This is a genomic window from Actinoallomurus iriomotensis (genome assembly GCF_030269445.1).
Taxonomy (GTDB): domain Bacteria; phylum Actinomycetota; class Actinomycetes; order Streptosporangiales; family Streptosporangiaceae; genus Actinoallomurus; species Actinoallomurus iriomotensis.
Genome location: NZ_BSTJ01000010.1, coordinates 378,221 through 392,917, shown reverse-complemented (window position 1 = coordinate 392,917; position 14,697 = coordinate 378,221). Strand labels below are relative to the sequence as shown.

The 14,697-nt window shown below is 69.8% G+C and carries 16 protein-coding genes; 11 read left to right on the top strand and 5 right to left on the bottom strand.

Features of this window, described 5'->3' with window-relative positions; all coding sequences use genetic code 11:
• Nucleotides 1-107 precede the first annotated feature (107 nt).
• The 6 genes from QSK37_RS36835 (at nucleotide 108) to QSK37_RS36810 (ending at nucleotide 5,260) form a co-directional block, all read left to right on the top strand.
• Entirely contained in the window at nucleotides 108-482 is a 375-nt protein-coding gene (locus QSK37_RS36835) for a BlaI/MecI/CopY family transcriptional regulator (RefSeq protein ID WP_285630186.1), read from the top strand.
• Nucleotides 483-807: 325 nt separating this feature from the next.
• Nucleotides 808-1,719, top strand: a complete 912-nt coding sequence (locus tag QSK37_RS36830) for a M56 family metallopeptidase (RefSeq protein WP_285630184.1) — start codon at nucleotides 808-810, stop codon at nucleotides 1,717-1,719.
• A gap of 151 nt (nucleotides 1,720-1,870) precedes the next feature.
• A complete protein-coding gene (locus QSK37_RS36825; protein ID WP_285630182.1) occupies nucleotides 1,871-2,284 on the top strand; it encodes a nucleotidyl transferase family protein in 414 nt (137 codons plus the stop codon).
• A gap of 168 nt (nucleotides 2,285-2,452) precedes the next feature.
• Nucleotides 2,453-3,094: an HAD family hydrolase gene (locus QSK37_RS36820; protein ID WP_285630180.1), complete on the top strand. Its 642-nt coding sequence runs from the start codon at nucleotides 2,453-2,455 to the stop codon at nucleotides 3,092-3,094.
• Entirely contained in the window at nucleotides 3,095-4,558 is a 1,464-nt protein-coding gene (locus QSK37_RS36815) for a TIR domain-containing protein (RefSeq protein WP_285630178.1), read from the top strand. It abuts the gene before it with no gap.
• A gap of 21 nt (nucleotides 4,559-4,579) precedes the next feature.
• Nucleotides 4,580-5,260, top strand: a complete 681-nt coding sequence (locus tag QSK37_RS36810; RefSeq protein WP_285630176.1) for a hypothetical protein — start codon at nucleotides 4,580-4,582, stop codon at nucleotides 5,258-5,260.
• A gap of 15 nt (nucleotides 5,261-5,275) precedes the next feature.
• On the opposite strand, the gene QSK37_RS36805 is transcribed toward QSK37_RS36810, so the two are convergent.
• Together QSK37_RS36805 and QSK37_RS36800 are read right to left on the bottom strand one after the other, a co-directional pair.
• Nucleotides 5,276-6,106: a M56 family metallopeptidase gene (locus QSK37_RS36805; protein WP_285630174.1), complete on the bottom strand. Its 831-nt coding sequence runs from the start codon at nucleotides 6,104-6,106 to the stop codon at nucleotides 5,276-5,278.
• Nucleotides 6,107-6,108: 2 nt separating this feature from the next.
• Nucleotides 6,109-6,468 carry a BlaI/MecI/CopY family transcriptional regulator gene (locus tag QSK37_RS36800; protein WP_285630172.1) on the bottom strand — a complete coding sequence of 120 codons (360 nt, stop codon included), beginning with the start codon at nucleotides 6,466-6,468 and terminating at the stop codon, nucleotides 6,109-6,111.
• Nucleotides 6,469-6,784: 316 nt separating this feature from the next.
• Between QSK37_RS36800 and QSK37_RS36795 the strand changes: the two genes are divergently transcribed.
• From QSK37_RS36795 to QSK37_RS36780, 4 genes are all read left to right on the top strand, one after another.
• On the top strand, nucleotides 6,785-7,711 hold the full coding sequence (locus QSK37_RS36795) for an AraC-like ligand-binding domain-containing protein (RefSeq protein WP_285630170.1): 927 nt from the start codon (nucleotides 6,785-6,787) through the stop codon (nucleotides 7,709-7,711).
• Nucleotides 7,712-7,813: 102 nt separating this feature from the next.
• Complete coding sequence (locus QSK37_RS36790; protein WP_285630168.1) at nucleotides 7,814-9,055, top strand: flavin-dependent oxidoreductase; 1,242 nt, start codon at nucleotides 7,814-7,816, stop codon at nucleotides 9,053-9,055.
• Between the two features lie 71 nt (nucleotides 9,056-9,126).
• Nucleotides 9,127-9,717, top strand: a complete 591-nt coding sequence (locus QSK37_RS36785) for a TetR/AcrR family transcriptional regulator (RefSeq protein WP_285630166.1) — start codon at nucleotides 9,127-9,129, stop codon at nucleotides 9,715-9,717.
• A gap of 22 nt (nucleotides 9,718-9,739) precedes the next feature.
• Nucleotides 9,740-10,618: a haloalkane dehalogenase gene (locus QSK37_RS36780; protein WP_285630164.1), complete on the top strand. Its 879-nt coding sequence runs from the start codon at nucleotides 9,740-9,742 to the stop codon at nucleotides 10,616-10,618.
• Between the two features lie 39 nt (nucleotides 10,619-10,657).
• On the opposite strand, the gene QSK37_RS36775 is transcribed toward QSK37_RS36780, so the two are convergent.
• Together QSK37_RS36775 and QSK37_RS36770 are read right to left on the bottom strand one after the other, a co-directional pair.
• Entirely contained in the window at nucleotides 10,658-11,440 is a 783-nt protein-coding gene (locus QSK37_RS36775) for an SAM-dependent methyltransferase (protein ID WP_285630162.1), read from the bottom strand.
• A gap of 59 nt (nucleotides 11,441-11,499) precedes the next feature.
• On the bottom strand, nucleotides 11,500-11,646 hold the full coding sequence (locus QSK37_RS36770) for a hypothetical protein (RefSeq protein WP_285572740.1): 147 nt from the start codon (nucleotides 11,644-11,646) through the stop codon (nucleotides 11,500-11,502).
• 326 nt (nucleotides 11,647-11,972) lie between these two features.
• On the opposite strand from QSK37_RS36770, the gene QSK37_RS36765 reads away from it, so the two are divergent.
• Nucleotides 11,973-12,806 carry a hypothetical protein gene (locus QSK37_RS36765; protein WP_285630160.1) on the top strand — a complete coding sequence of 278 codons (834 nt, stop codon included), beginning with the start codon at nucleotides 11,973-11,975 and terminating at the stop codon, nucleotides 12,804-12,806.
• A 31-nt stretch (nucleotides 12,807-12,837) separates the two neighbouring features.
• Here the strand turns inward: QSK37_RS36765 and QSK37_RS36760 are convergent, their stop codons facing one another.
• Entirely contained in the window at nucleotides 12,838-14,337 is a 1,500-nt protein-coding gene (locus tag QSK37_RS36760; RefSeq protein WP_285630158.1) for a serine/threonine-protein kinase, read from the bottom strand.
• Between the last annotated feature and the right edge of the window lie 360 nt (nucleotides 14,338-14,697).

Sequence of the window (14,697 nt, the reverse complement as noted above, 5' to 3'; positions counted from 1 at the left end):
CGCCCGCGCCGCGCTCCCGGGCCCGTGGCACACTCGGACTTCCATCTTCTACAATGCAATAGAATTTCTACAGCACTGTAGAAGGTACTCCCAGGGGAGCACAAACCATGACCTATCCCCCCGATCAGGGCCGACGACGCGCCAAGGGACAGCTCGAAGCCGAGATCCTCACCGTGCTGCACCAGGCCGACGGGCCGATGACCACCGGGCAGGTCATCGAACGCCTCGGCAGCGGCCTCGCCTACAGCACCGTGGTGACGATCCTCACGCGCCTGCACGCCAAGCGTCAGCTCACCCGCACGCAGCACGGCCGCGCCTACGCGTACGCACCCGTCGCCGACGAGGCGGGACTCGCCGCCCGGCGCATGCGCGGGTATCTGGACGAGCGACCGGACCGCGCGGCCGTCCTCAGCCGTTTCGTCGGTGACCTGACGGCCGACGACGAGGACCTGATCCGGCAACTTCTCGACCCCGGCCGCTAGCGGTGTCCCATCCGCCGCCTCGCCGCGCCACCGCCGATCGCCGGGCGAACCGGGCCGACTCCCGCGACCATGAGCCACACCACCCCACCACCCCGCACCGACCCCTGACCCACCCCCAAGACCCGTCGCACCGCCCCGCCGATCGCCGGGCGAACCGGGCCGACTCCCGCGACCATGAGCCACACCACCCCACCACCCCGCACCGAACTCCGGCACACGCCCGAGGCCTGTCGCACCGCCCCGCCGCCCTGCGACACGGCGTCCGGGTGACGTCTCGCCGCGGCGGTCGCGTCCCTGCCCTCGGACGGAACCTTTAGGACCCGCGATGCGCGTCGCCGTCTACCTGCCGCTGCTGCTCACGCTGCTCGCCGCGCCCGGCGCCCGGCTGCTGGCCGCGCGCTGCGAACCTCGCCTGGCCACCTGGCTGCTCACCCTCTCCGCGCTCGTGCTGGCCGCCGCCGGCACCTTCTCTCTGGGGCTGCTCGCCCTCACCGGCCTGCTGCGCGTCCCACCGCTGGCCGCCCTCGGGCAGTGGTCGCTCCGCCTCGCCGCGCGCCGGGACCCGGTCGAGCTGTCCGTCGCGGTCGCCGCGGGCCTGCTGCTCGCCCTGGCCACCGTCGCCGCCGTGCGCCTGTTCACCCTCCGCTGCCGGACCCTGACGCGCGCCGCCATGGACGCCGCATGCCTGGCCGCCACGGACGACCTGGTGATCGTCGAGGACCCGGTGCCGGACGCGTACGCGCTCCCGGGGCTGCCCGGCCGCGTCGTCGTCTCCACCGGCATGCTCGACACCCTCGACCCGGGCGAACGCGCCATCCTGCTCGCGCACGAGCGCACGCACCTCGCCGGCCACCACTACGCCTTCGTCGCCCTCGCCCAGCTCGGCGCCGCCGCCAATCCCCTGCTGCGCCCGCTCGCCACGGCCGTCGCCTACACCGTCGAACGCTGGGCCGACGAGCGCGCCGCGGCGGTCACCGGCGACCGCCGACGCGTCGCACACGCGGTCGGCAAGGCCGCGCTGGCCGCCGGCCGGGGCCGGGGCCGCCCAGAGAACGCCGCGCTCGGCATCCGCGGCGCGGGCCCGGTCCCCCGCCGCGTCGCCGCCCTGCTGGGACCGCCGGCGGCGATGCGCGCCATCCCGGCCCTGGCGACCGCGGCCGTGCTGGGCACCGCGATCTGGTCCCTGTCCGACGCCGTACACGACCTGCACGTGCTGCTGCGATTCGTCGGCGTCTGAGAACCGTCCGTGCCGGCCGACAACGTTGAGCACGCCGGCGCAAGCAGTCCACGGGTCTCGGGACCGATCAACGAAATGGCGAGCGGACCGTCGAGCCGATGCGGTTCAGCGAGCGCGGACGGAGATCGGGGGTCGCGTCGTAGGATCAGCCATGACCAGCAGGAGGGTAGCCACCTGGGGAACATTTGACGGCCCGTTACACCCTGGACATTTACACTTTCTCGAGCGATGCAACGACTACGGCAGACTGACCGTATTCCTGGTGCACGACATTACCGTAAAAAGACTCAAGCTACGCGATCCGATCATGCCGCATCAGATGCGCAAGGCCAATATTCTACGTACCGACCTCGTCCACGATGTGGTCGTCGGCGCTCCCGATCCCGACGTCGACATGCGGAGCACGTTGCGATTCAGGCCAGATGTGTACTGCTTCGGGGAAGATCAACTCGACGCATGGAGCGTGACAATGCGCCATGAGTTGAACAGGAGCGGCACGCACCTTGTGCAGATCGATCGATATCGGCCAGACCTTTACTCGACCAGTGCGCTCTACTTCAGGTGACACCGAGGCGGCACACGACATTTCGGTCAAGCCATCGCCGCTGCCGATGGTCCGATAGACGGCAAGCTGTTACGATAGCAACCCGCTAACGGATTAAAAAGGCATCCTCTTCTGCTTGCACGAGGGAGCGAGATGCATATTTGAACCGGCGTTCGATGGGGAGCCTGCGTGAAAGCAGTGGTATTCGACTGGGACGGCACGTTGGTGGACTCGCAATGTGCTTACCTCGACTCCTGGCGCGTCGCGCTGGCCGCCGCAGGGCGTAAAATAACAGGCCGTGAACTGCAATACGCCGTGGGCCGCGCGTTCCCCGATGTGCTTCACCACTTCTCGCAGCGGCTTTCGGTCGACCCCAAAAAGGTCGAGCGCGAATTCCGCAAGGACTTCCCCGTCAGAGTCCAAGCGGAGATCGTTCGCTTTCCCGACGCCGTGACCTGCGCACAGGAGTTGCAGAAGAACGGGATCGATCTGGCGATCGCCACCCAGACCCCACGCCCGGAGTTCAATCGCGCTCTGGCCGTCACCGGTTTAGACGGGCTCATCACAACGACGGTCTGCCGCACCGAAGTGGCGCGGCCGAAACCCGCCCCGGACTTGTACCTGGAAGTGTGCAGGCAGCTGCGACGAGAGCCAACCGACTGCCTCGCCATCGAAGATAGCCGGGTCGGCGCCGCATCGGCCCGCGACGCCGGGCTCTTCGTGGTCGGCATCGCAAGGTCGGCGCAGGCCAAACAAGGCTTGAATGAAGCCGCTGACATCGTCGTCGAAACGTTGGACTCAGACATGATACTCGGTTTCTGTGAGACCTAGATGGTCAGCCACCACGCTTTCATCAGCTATAACTCGCAGGACGGCGAGATCGTTCACGAAATAGCCAGGCGGCTTGTCCAGGACAAGGGAATCTTCTGCTGGCTCGACGTCTGGTCCCTGATTCCGGGGCGAGCGTGGCAAAACGAAATAGAGGCCGCCATATCGAACTGCGATGTGATGCTGGTGGCCCTGGGCAAGCATGGCGTCGGCGCGTGGCACCACGAGGAATTTCGAACCGCGATCGACCTGTTCGCGGAGAAACCCGATGAACGACGCGTGATCCCGTTGTTACTGCCGGGAGCAGGACCAGATGCGAACAACCTCATCCCGCAGTTCTTACGCCGTTTCACCTATATCGACCTCCGGTCCGGGATCACCCCCCATCAGCTTGATCGTCTCGCCGCCGGCATACGAGGCGAACCGCCTGGGCCGCCGGGCGGGCTTCGTACGAGCCGACCGTTCACCACCACATCTTCCGCACCACGTGAGATCAGCCCATGGGAACGGCGAACTCTGTCGCGGATAGATTCGATTCTCCGGGTCACCGAGCGTTGGGTCTCTTCCATACAGAACCGGGACGGCGGTCTTCCATCCGACGCCGATGGCACGTCGAGCTGCACGTGGACGAGCGCGGGAATGGTGTATGCCATCAATCGCCGGCAGCGCACGCCCGCCAGCGCTCACTGGCTCAGGCGAACACTCACCTGGGTGCTGGACAATCGCAACCGGGACGGCGGCGTTCCTCTTGTCATCCCGGGTGACCCGTCGATCACGGACGCGACGGCTCAGGCGTTACTCGCATGCGCGGAGATGCAGCGGGTCATTCCCGGCTGGGAGCCGGAGACGACCAGTGACGATCTGATCGACTGGTTACTGAACCGGCAACAGCCTTCAGGCGGATGGGCCTGGCGGACCAGCGACGAAGACGCTTGGACCGCCTCCACGGCGTATGCGCTGCACGCACTGAGTGTCGCGAACGATGTTCTCGGCGAACGCCCCGGACTCAGGGACGCGATCACTTCGGGCCTGTCGTGGCTGCGTGACACGCGCAACGATGACTGCGGTTGGGGCTCCCAGGCCGGACGAGCCTCTCAACCGGCGGTCTCTGGACTGGCGATGTTCTGCCTCACCGAGATCGGTCTACGCGAATTCGCCGCGGAATCCGGTGATTACTTACGCCAGAAGCAAAATGACGAAGGCGGCTGGCAATCGACGATTGATCGGCCCACCGGGCACTCCATCATCCGATTCGGCGATGCACACGCGCTGGCCGGCATGGCATCCGCCGCATATTTTGATCACGAAGATGTGGTGCGACGGGGTTTCGATGCCCTAATAAAGTCGTTCAAGGGAAGCTACTTCCAGTATGGCGACACGGCAATGAAGACCTGGCCGACAAGGGATGGCTTACTGGCCATCTCAGCGGTCGCCTCCAGCGTCCGCGCACCCGGTCCCGAGTACTGACCGTGAAAGGGGCTGACCGTCGTGAGCGACTCTCCAGAAAATGATCAATTCCGACGTTTCAGGGAATCCGCTGAGCCTACACTCAAAGAATTCGCGCGAAGCGCGTTACCTAGCGTCACAAAGACCCTTTCAGGCGGCACCTGGCATCCCTATGGTTTCGCCATCTGGTATCTCCACACCGTGCCCCAACTCGGCAAGCTACGGTTACACGTCTGGCCCGACGAGAACCGTAAGACCCGGCCGTGGGGGCCACGTATCCATCGCCACGGCTGGCATCTTGCGAGCCTGGTACTGACCGGCACTTACCGTGACGTGCTCTACAGCGACAGTGCGGAACACCCAGGTCCCGGAGACTGGCGTCCGGTCGCCCCTTACCGGGTCGAGGTGTTGCCCGGGAACAAACGAAGAATAACACCCGAGGATGGCACCCTGTACATTCGACAGGAGCAGGATCGCGAGGTTGACGCGTCAGATATGCACTATATTCCGGCTGGAAAATTCCATGAGACCCTGATTCCATCAGATGAGTTCGTGGCCACACTCGTGCTCCTGGGCCATGAACAGGGCGTGGGATCGTCCGCTGTCGAAGACCAACGGCTCGGCCCACGCGTCCATCAACGATCGTCACTGGCCGACAGCGAGGCCGAACGCATCCTGGACCGCCTCCAAGCCCGCTTGCGTGCTTCCCGACCTACCCGGTGAGACTGGACCACCGACTCAGCGTCGCGGGCCCGCCACCACCACGATGCCGCTCACGGGCGCGTGGTGCGGGTCGCCGACGAGGTCCGGCGCGGTGAGGCCGGAGCACAGCAGCAGGCCCAGGGCGGCCACGGTCAGGACGGCGCCGCGGCGGGGCGGCGGGCCCAGCAGGGCGGCGACGCGGCGGGGCACCGGTCCGGGGCGCGTGGTGCCGATGCCCATCCGGACGGACGGGGCCGTGCCCGACGCCAGGGCGACCTTGCCGATCACCCGCGCCGCCATGACGCGGTCGCCGACCGCCGCCGCCGCCCGTTCGTCGGCCCAGCGCTCGGTGGCGTACCAGAGGGCACGCCGCATCGGCCACAGCAGCGGGTTGGCCGCCGACGCGACGCGGACGACGGCGCGGAGGAGATGGTGCCGGCCGCTCAGGTGGGCGATCTCGTGCGCGAACAGCACCCGCTGTTCGCCGGCGTCCAAGGCGCCCAGCATGCCGGTCGACACGACCACCCGGCCGGGAACGGAGTAGGCGTCGATCCGGTCGTCGGCGACCACCGCGAGCACGCCGTCGCCGGGCAGGTCACGCGCCTGCCGGCGGGCCGTTCGCAGGGCGCGCCCCTGGCCGTACGCCGCGACCGCCCCTCCTGCCACCGCGGCCGCGAACAGCAGGGCCGCGAACAGATCGCCCCGGGCCAGGGCGAACAGCGGAACGAGGGAGGCGATAGCGAGCCCGGCCGCGAGGACGGTGAGCACCCACGAGGCCGTACGGGGCGGAAGGCGCTCGGCGAGCGGGCGGGCGGCCAGCGCGGCGACCGCCGGGACCACGAAGGGCAGGTAGGCGTCGAGGTCCACGGTCAACGACCGTCCAGCAGGTCGCGCAGCAGCTGCTCGTCCTGGTCGGACAGGCTGTCGACGAAGCGCGCGAGGACGGCCTGGCGGTCGGGCTCGGCGGCCATGGTCCGGTGCATGCGGCGGGCGACCAGGCCCGGCTCGTCGCTGACCGGCGCGTAGCGGAACGACCGGCCGTCCTTCTCACGCGTCAGCAGGCCCTTGGCGTGCATCCGGGTCAGGATCGTCACCACGGTCGTGTAGGCGAGGTCATCGGCCAGCAGGGACTGCACGTCGGCGGCGTTCAGCGGGCGGCCGCCCCGCTGGAGGACGGTCATCACCTCGGCCTCGAGCGCACCCGCGGCCCGACGCTCTCCGCCAGCCATGTCACCTCCGCTCACCGACGACCAGGTATCAGTGTGCCATGGCATCGTCCAGCGGCCGACCTGGCGTTACGCGTCCGTACGGCGGGTCGCCGCGGCGGCGCCTCCACCGGACCCGGGCTCCCGCGAGGCGTCCCAGCCCCGTCTCATCCCGTCGCCCGGCGCGGAGCACGCCCCACCCGGCTGACCTGCGCGTTTCACCGTCGAAGCGGCCTGCGGCGCGTCCCATCCTCGTCCCAGCACGGCATTCGGGACCAACGCGCGCACTATGAAGGAAGCCCCGCTCCCCCTGTCGCGATGGAGAACAAGGAGCTTGGTCATGCGTGTCGGTGCAGCCCCGGCTCTTCTGGACGATCCGCAGGAACCCCAGAAGGCCACCTCGTCGATCTTCGTGCCGTTGAGGATCGGAGTACCGGCGGAGGACCGCTTCGAAGCGGGGGGCGACAGCGCGCGGATGGGATCGGTGGTCGTCGCGCGGATCACGAGCACGCCCGCGATGGTGAACCGGGACGCCCGGTGCGTGACGTCCACCGACACCGAACTGCTCAAGGTGACCCTCCACCTCAGCGGCTCGATGATCGTCATCCAGGACGGCCGGCAGTGCCGCGTCCGGCCCGGCGACCTGGTCGCGTACGAGACCTCTCGGCCGTACCGGCTGATCGGCACGGACGTGTGCGACCTCGTGGTGGCCGGCGTCCCGCGCGCGATGCTCGGCCCCAGCGCCGACCTGATCGGCCGGCGCACGGCGGTCGCGCTGCCGGGCGACCGCGGGGTCCAGGCGGTGATCGCGGCCTTCCTGTACGGCCTCGGCCGCGACGTCGACGCCCTGTCCGGCCTGAACGGCCTCCGCCCCTCCGACGCCCTCGTCTCGCTGATCATCTCGGCCTTCACCGACACCACGCCCGAACGCACGGACACCGGCGACCTGGCCGGCCGGATCCTCGCGTACGCGGCGGCCAACCTCTCCGACCCCGGGCTCTGCGCCGAGAAGGTCGCGCGCCGGCACGGCATCTCAACGCGCTACCTGCACAAACTCCTCCGTGACCGCGGTGTCTCCTTCAGTGCCTGGGTCCGGCGGGAGCGGCTCCACCGCATCCGCCGCGACCTGACGGACCCCGCCTTCGCCAACCGGACGATCGCCGCCATCGCCGCCCGCTGGGGCATGACCGAACCCGGTCACCTCAGCCGCGCCTTCCGCGGCGAGTTCGGCCGGACACCGCTGGAGATCCGGCGAACCGGATCCTGAACGACGGAGATCGGCGCCTTCACGTAGCAACACGGCGGTGACATGATCGCCACCGGTGCGCCCGGAGCGTCCGGGGCTCGCGGACACGAGGAGTCGCCCAGCATGGACATCGCCATCGTCGGAGCGGGAATCGCCGGACTCGTCCTGGCGCTGAGGCTGCACGAGGCCGGTGTCCCCTGCCGGGTGTACGAGGCGGTCCCGGAGATCAAGCCGCTCGGCGTGGGCATCAACATCCTGCCGCACGCGTCGGAGGTGCTCAGCGGGCTCGGGCTCGAAGAGGCGCTGACCGCGGAGGCCGTGCTCACCGCGGAGTCGGTCTTCTTCAACCGGTTCGGCCAGCTCATCTACCGCGAGCCGAGCGGACGGGCGGCCGGCTATCGCTATCCGCAGTACTCCATCCACCGGGGCCGCCTGCACGCCGTGCTCCTGGCCGCCGTACGCGACCGGCTCGGCCCCGGCGCCGTCGCCCTGGACCACCGCTGCACCGGCGTCACGCAGGACGAGGACGGGGCGTACCTGACCTTCCGTACGACGACCGGCGACGCGCCGCTCCCCCGCGTCCGCGCCGACGGGGTCGTCGCCTGCGACGGCGTGCACTCGGTCATCCGGCGGCAGTTCCACCCCGAGGAGGGCGAGCCGCGTTACTCCGGCGTCAACATGTGGCGCGGCACCGCGATCGGCCGGCCGTTCCTGTCCGGCGCCAGCATGGTCCGTGTCGGCTGGCTCGACCTCGGCAAACTCGTCGTGTACCCGATCCGCGACGACGTCGACGGAGCCGGCAACCAGTTGGTCAACTGGGTCGCCGAGATCGAGACGCCGCACCACCTCACCCGCGACTGGAACCGCCGGGGCGACCTGAACGACTTCATCGGCGCGTACGAGGACTGGCACTTCGACTGGCTGGACGTGCCGGCGCTGCTGCGGTCCAGCGCCGCGGTGCTGGAGTACCCGATGGTCGACCAGGACCCCTTGAACCGGTGGACGTTCGACCGCGTCACGCTCCTGGGTGACGCCGCGCACCCGATGGTGCCGCGCGGCTCGAACGGCGCGGGCCAGGCGATCCTCGACGCCAGGGCGCTGAGCACGACCCTGGCCGGCGCGAGCGACGTGACCACGGCCTTCCGTGCGTACGAGGACCGGCGCCGCCCCGCCACGACCGAGGTGGTGCTGACCAACCGCCGCACCCCGCCGGACGTGATCATCCGCGAGGTACGGGACCGTACGGGCGACCGGCCGTTCGACCGCATCGAGGACGTCATCAGCCAGGAGGAACTGGCCGCGATCTCCCGCCGCTACAAGGACGTCGCCGGCATGTCCGCCAAGAGCCTCATGACCGTCGACTAGAGGCGGGGACGCCTGAGGCGGCCGACGGCCGGGTCTTGACGAAGACCAATACGGGCGTACATATTGAGCCGGTGGCCAGAGCATCGAACAAAGAGCAGATCCTGAGAGAAGGCCTTGAGGTGGTGCGCCGGCGCGGCTTCGCCGGCGCGGGCGTACGCGAGATCACCGGTGCCGCCGGGGTCCCGCAGGGGTCCTTCACCAACCATTTCGCCTCCAAGGAGGCGTTCGGGCTTGAAATCGTCGACCGCTACTTCGCGGACCTGCTCACCGTCGTCGACGCGACGCTGGAGGACCCCGGCCGACCGCCGCTGGATCGCCTCCGGGCCTACTTCGACGCCGTCTCGGAACGGCTGGAGGAACGCGGCTGGCAACACGGCTGCCTGATCGGGAACATGAGTCTCGAGGCGGCCGAGCACAGCGAGGCGATCCGCGTCCGGCTCACCGAGATATTCACCCGGTGGCGCGAGCCGTTCGCCCGATGCCTGCGAGAGGCCGACGCCGCGGGCCAGATCCGGCTCGACGTGCCGGCCCTCGACATGGCGGACTTCCTGCTCGCCTCCTGGCAGGGCGCGATCCTTCGCATGAAGGTCGAGCGCAGCCCCGAGGCTCTCCGGCGATTCCACCGCATCACGTTCGCCACCGTGCTCAGCCCATCCGCCTGAAGCCCGCCCGAAGAAAAGCCCCATGCAGCGCCACGACATCCCCAGTACCGACTCCCTGCCGAGGAGGCGGACGAGCGTTCTCGGGACGCACATCAGCCACGTGGACACCGGGAGCGGTGACCCCATCGTCTTCCTGCACGGCAACCCCAGCTCGTCCTACCTGTGGCGGAACGTCATCCCCCTCCTCGCCGGCCACGGCCGCTGCCTGGCACCGGACCTGGTGGGAATGGGCCGGTCCGGCCCCGCCCCGGACGGGCGGTACCGCTTCGTCGACCACGCCCGCTACCTCGACGCCTGGTTCGAGACCCTCGGCCTGACCCGGAACGTCACGCTGGTCGTCCACGACTGGGGGTCGGCGCTCGGTTTCCACTGGGCCCGGAGGCATCCCGAACGGGTCAGGGCGATCGCCTACATGGAGGCGATCGTGCGGCCCCGCGATTGGTCGGACTTCCCCTCCGGACGCGACCGGCTCTTTCGTGCGATGCGTTCGGAGCAGGGTGAGGACCTCGTGCTGAGGCAGAACTTCTTCGTCGAGACGGTGCTGCCCAGAAGCGTCCTGCGCACACTGGACGAGGCGACGATGGCGGCCTACCGTGCACCGTTCCCGACCCCGGAGTCACGTGTCCCGACGCTGACCTTCCCGCGTGAGCTGCCGATCGACGGCACCCCCGCCGACGTCATCGAGATCGTCGAGGACTACGGGCGGTGGCTGGCCACGAGCCCGATCCCCAAGCTCTTCATCGCGGCCGAGCCCGGCGCGATGCTCGTCGGACGCGCCGCGGAATTCGCCCGGACCTTCGCGAACCAGCGAGAGGTGAACGTCAGGGGCGGCCACTACGTCCAGGAGGACTCCCCGTACGAGATCGGAACCGCTGTACGCGACTTCCTGCTCCACCTGTGACCATCATCGTCAACGCCATTCTCCACTGCGGTCACCGCGTCACTTGCGGGCGACGGCGGTCCAGCCGGCGTCGGTGACGTACTCGCCGCCCTCCGGGTGCCATTCGTGCAGCCGGACGACGCCGGGCTCGACGAGTGTCAGGCCGTCCAGGAAGGCGCTCACCTGCTCGCGCGTCCTGGCCGTGAACGGGGCGCTCGCGGAGCGGTAGGCGTCGCCCACCTCGGCGTTGCGCCGCTCCTCGATCGCCGCGTGGGAGAAGATGACGTGGCTGCCCGGTGGCACGGCGTCACGGTAGCGGGCGAGCAGGCCGGCCGGGTCCTCCTCGTCGGTGAGAAAGTGCAGCACGGCGACGAACAGCACGCACACCGGCCGGTCGAAGTCGATCAGTTCGGCCACCTCGGGGGCGCCGAGCACGCTCTCCGGGTCGCGCATGTCGGCCTGGACGACGGCGGCGCCCTCGTCGCGGGCGAGCAGGGCCCGCCCGTGCGACGTGACGACGGGATCGTTGTCGACGTACACGACGCGGGCGTCCGGGTTCACCGACCGGGCGATCTCGTGCACGTTGCCCTGCGTCGGCAGGCCCGCGCCCAGGTCGAGGAACTGGCCGACGCCGCGGCCGGCGACGTGGCGCACGGCGCGCCGCAGGAACATGCGGTTCGCCCGCGCGACCTCGGCCACGCCGGGAAGCGCCCGGCCGACCTGCTCGGCCGCCTCGCGGTCGACGGGAAAGTTGTCCTCACCGCCGAGGAAGTAGTCGTACATGCGTGCGACGCTCGGTGTGCCGGGGTCGACCCCCGGAGCCTTTCCCGTCCAGCCGGTCATCTCGGCGTCCCTTCGTCGGCGCCCGGTCCGCGACCGAGACTCTAACGCGCGGGGCGCCCTCACTCGGCCCAGAAGTCGATCAGCTCGTCCTCGGTGAGCAGCCATGGCGGCCGCTCCGGCATCACGCGACCGGTGGACAGGGCCCACATCGTCATCAGCGTCAGGGCGAGGTGCTCGTCATTCGTGTGGCTCTTCAGCTCGTTCATGGCTCTCCGTCGGATGCGGAGGGATGGCCGAGTGGTGCCGCGGACCCCGTCGCAGGTCGGTCAAGGTCCGGGCCGATCCGGGACCCCCCCCACACATGTCCCGGATCGGCCCGGACGGTGCCGGGCCTCCGGACAGCCCCGGTATGTCCGGGCCTGGTCGGCACCTTCGGTACGTCAGTGGGGCAGGTGATCTGAGCTCCCCTGCCCTGGATGAAGCCAAGCGCGGATCCGGGCGTGGGGCCATCCCCGGATTCCGGGATATCCGCCCGGTGAGTGCCCGCTCTACACTCGGCCGCCATGAGCAGAGTCGCCCGGGCCGGACGGTCATGACGGCGGAGGCCACGCCGCCCGTGGCGGCGCGCGTCGTCTCGTCGTCCGGGGCCGTCGTCGAGGTCGTGGAGAACCAGCGTCTCGTGTTCGGGCGGGGGCCCGACGCGGACCTGGTGATCGTCGCCGACAGAGGGCTGTCCCGCCGCGCCGGGATGATCGGCGGGGTACGCGGCGGCGCGTGGGTGGCCAATCTCAGCCACACCCACGCGCTGTACGCCGAGACCGACGGCTACCAGATCCGGTTGCCGCCGATGGAGGCGCCGGGCGACCCGGCCGGCGGATGGTTCATGCGGGCGGGCACCACGCTCGTGGGGTCGCGGGCCATGCTCGACGACGGCCAGCCGCTGCGCGTGACCATCATGCCGACGGCGAGCGGACCGATCGGGACGCTCGGGGACCGGCCGGCGCGCCCGGACGAAGACTCGACCCTGCTCCCGCTGTACCTGGATCCGAACACCAAGTTGTTCCTGGTCGCGCTGCTGTGGTGCCGGCCGTGGCTGATCGATCCGACGCGTACGACGCCGCTGCCGCGCACTCCGGAGATCGCCCGCGCCGCGCTGGAGGTGACCGACGCGCACCATGAGCTGGAGCAGTTCGACAACGATCCGGTATTCCGTGACCGGCTCGCCGCGCGTGTCGGGGAGCACGTGAAGGTGTTGCGGCGCAAAATCAATATCCGGGGGCTCGTACGCAGCGGAACCCGGCTCTCGGACGAGGTGGTCGTCGGCGTGCTCATCGAGCACGCGATCATCACGTTCAGCGATCTGGGCCGTCTGAGCGACCCGTCATGGTGCTCTCGACAGGAGGATCTCTGGTGGGATCGTACGTAGTGAAGTCCGGCGTTTCCTGGAACCTGGCAGGTCACAGCCGGTTCACGGTGAACGCCGCGGCCAGCTGACGGCTCAGGCCGGCCACGGTCACCGTGACGTGGTGCGAACCGGGCGGGATCTTCCCGGGGAAGAACTCATGGCTCTGATTGATGGCGTAGTTGAACGCTCCGCCGAAGTCGACGACGGGGGTGTACGGGGACGGCGGTCCGGCGTCGAGCCGGATCGTCACCTTCCGGCCGGGCGTGAAGCCGGTGCCGGAGACGACGAACGCGGTGTTGCCGTCGCCGAACGTCTGGTTGAGCGCGATGGTGCCCGGTCGTTCCGGCTGGCGTACCGCTCCCGGGGGCGGGCCGCCGGCGGGCGGCGAGCCGGCCGGCCTGCGGTCGCCGGACGTCCGGCCCAGCACGACGCCGAGCAGCAGGGCGGCGCCGGCGACGCCTAAGACCGCCGCGGCGGTCACGACGACCCGCGGCGTCCGGCCGCCGCGGGGTTCCCCGGTACGGCGCCGGGCGGAGGCGACAGGCGCCGGGCGTGGCTCCGCGGGCCGGCGCGGCCGCCCGACCGAGGTCGGGGAGTCCAGGGTGCGCTCGACCGGCTCTTCCTCGGGCTCAGGCTTCCGTTCGCCCTGCCGGTACTCCTCGATGAGCTCGCGCGCCGCCGCGGGCAACGGCGCGGGGCGCAGCGCGTACTCGCCGCCGTGCTCCTCCAGTTCCTCGGCCAGGCGTGCGAGCAGGGCGGCGGCGGTGGGCCTGGCGGCGGGATCGCGGTCGAGACAGTCGAGCATCAGCTCGGCCGCCTCTTCGGGCAGGCCGGTGAGGTCCGGCGGCTCGGTGGCCAGCCGGATCAGGACGTCGGTCACCGAGTCCCCCGCGTACGGCGGGTGGCCGGTGGCCGCGTACAGCAGGGTCGAGCCGAGGGAGAACACGTCGCTGGCCGCCACCGTCTGCCGGCTGTCGCGTGCCTGCTCGGGCGCCATGTAGGCGGGGGTGCCGACGGCCTGGTGCGTCGCGGTGACCGTGACGCGTTCGGTCGCCCGCGCCACGCCGAAGTCGATGACCCGCGGCCCGTCCGCCGCGACGAGGACGTTGGACGGTTTCAGGTCCCGGTGCACGAGGCCGGCCTGGTGGATCGAGGCGAGCGCCTCGGCACAGCCGGCGGCCAGCCAGCGCAGGGCTTCGGTGGGCAGCGGCCCGCAGGCCCGTACGAGCTGGTCCAGGGAGGGCGCCGGGATGTAGGCGGTGGCCAGCCAGGGGATCTCGGCGTCGGGGTCGGAGGCGACCACGCCGGCGGTGTAGACGCCGCTGACCCGTCCGGCGGCGGTCACCTCATGGGCGAACCGGGTGCGGAAGTCGGGGTCGGCGGCGAACTCGCTCCTGATCGTCTTGACCGCGACGAGACGACCGGAGGCCGACCGGCCCAGGTACACGCGGCCCATCGCCCCGGTCCCCAGTCGACCCAGGAGCGTGTAGCCACCGACCCGCGAGGGATCCTGCGGCGCCAGTGGCTCGATCCTGACGTCCCCCGACGGCATGGGCACCCCTCCATCCGACACAATCGGCATTATCGCCTCGATCTCCCCGCAGCCTTGGGCGAATCACCGCGTACGTCTGCCATTGCCGACACTCCGAGCCGCCCGCCTTTACGTTGTAGATCACGAGTGAGTCGACTCGTCGCGAGCGGTCGGGCGGACGGACGCGGGCGGCTCGACGCGGACGGTTTGCCCCGCGATCGCGTTCACCGAGCGGCCGTCTGTGGCCTGGCCGGGGCCGGACCGGCCTTTCACCACCGTACGAGCGCGTTTCTCCTTATAACCGGCGTTATGAAACGCGCATTCGCGGTATTCGCGGTCGGTGGCGTCCTCCTGACGACCGCCTGCCGAGCGGAATCGGCG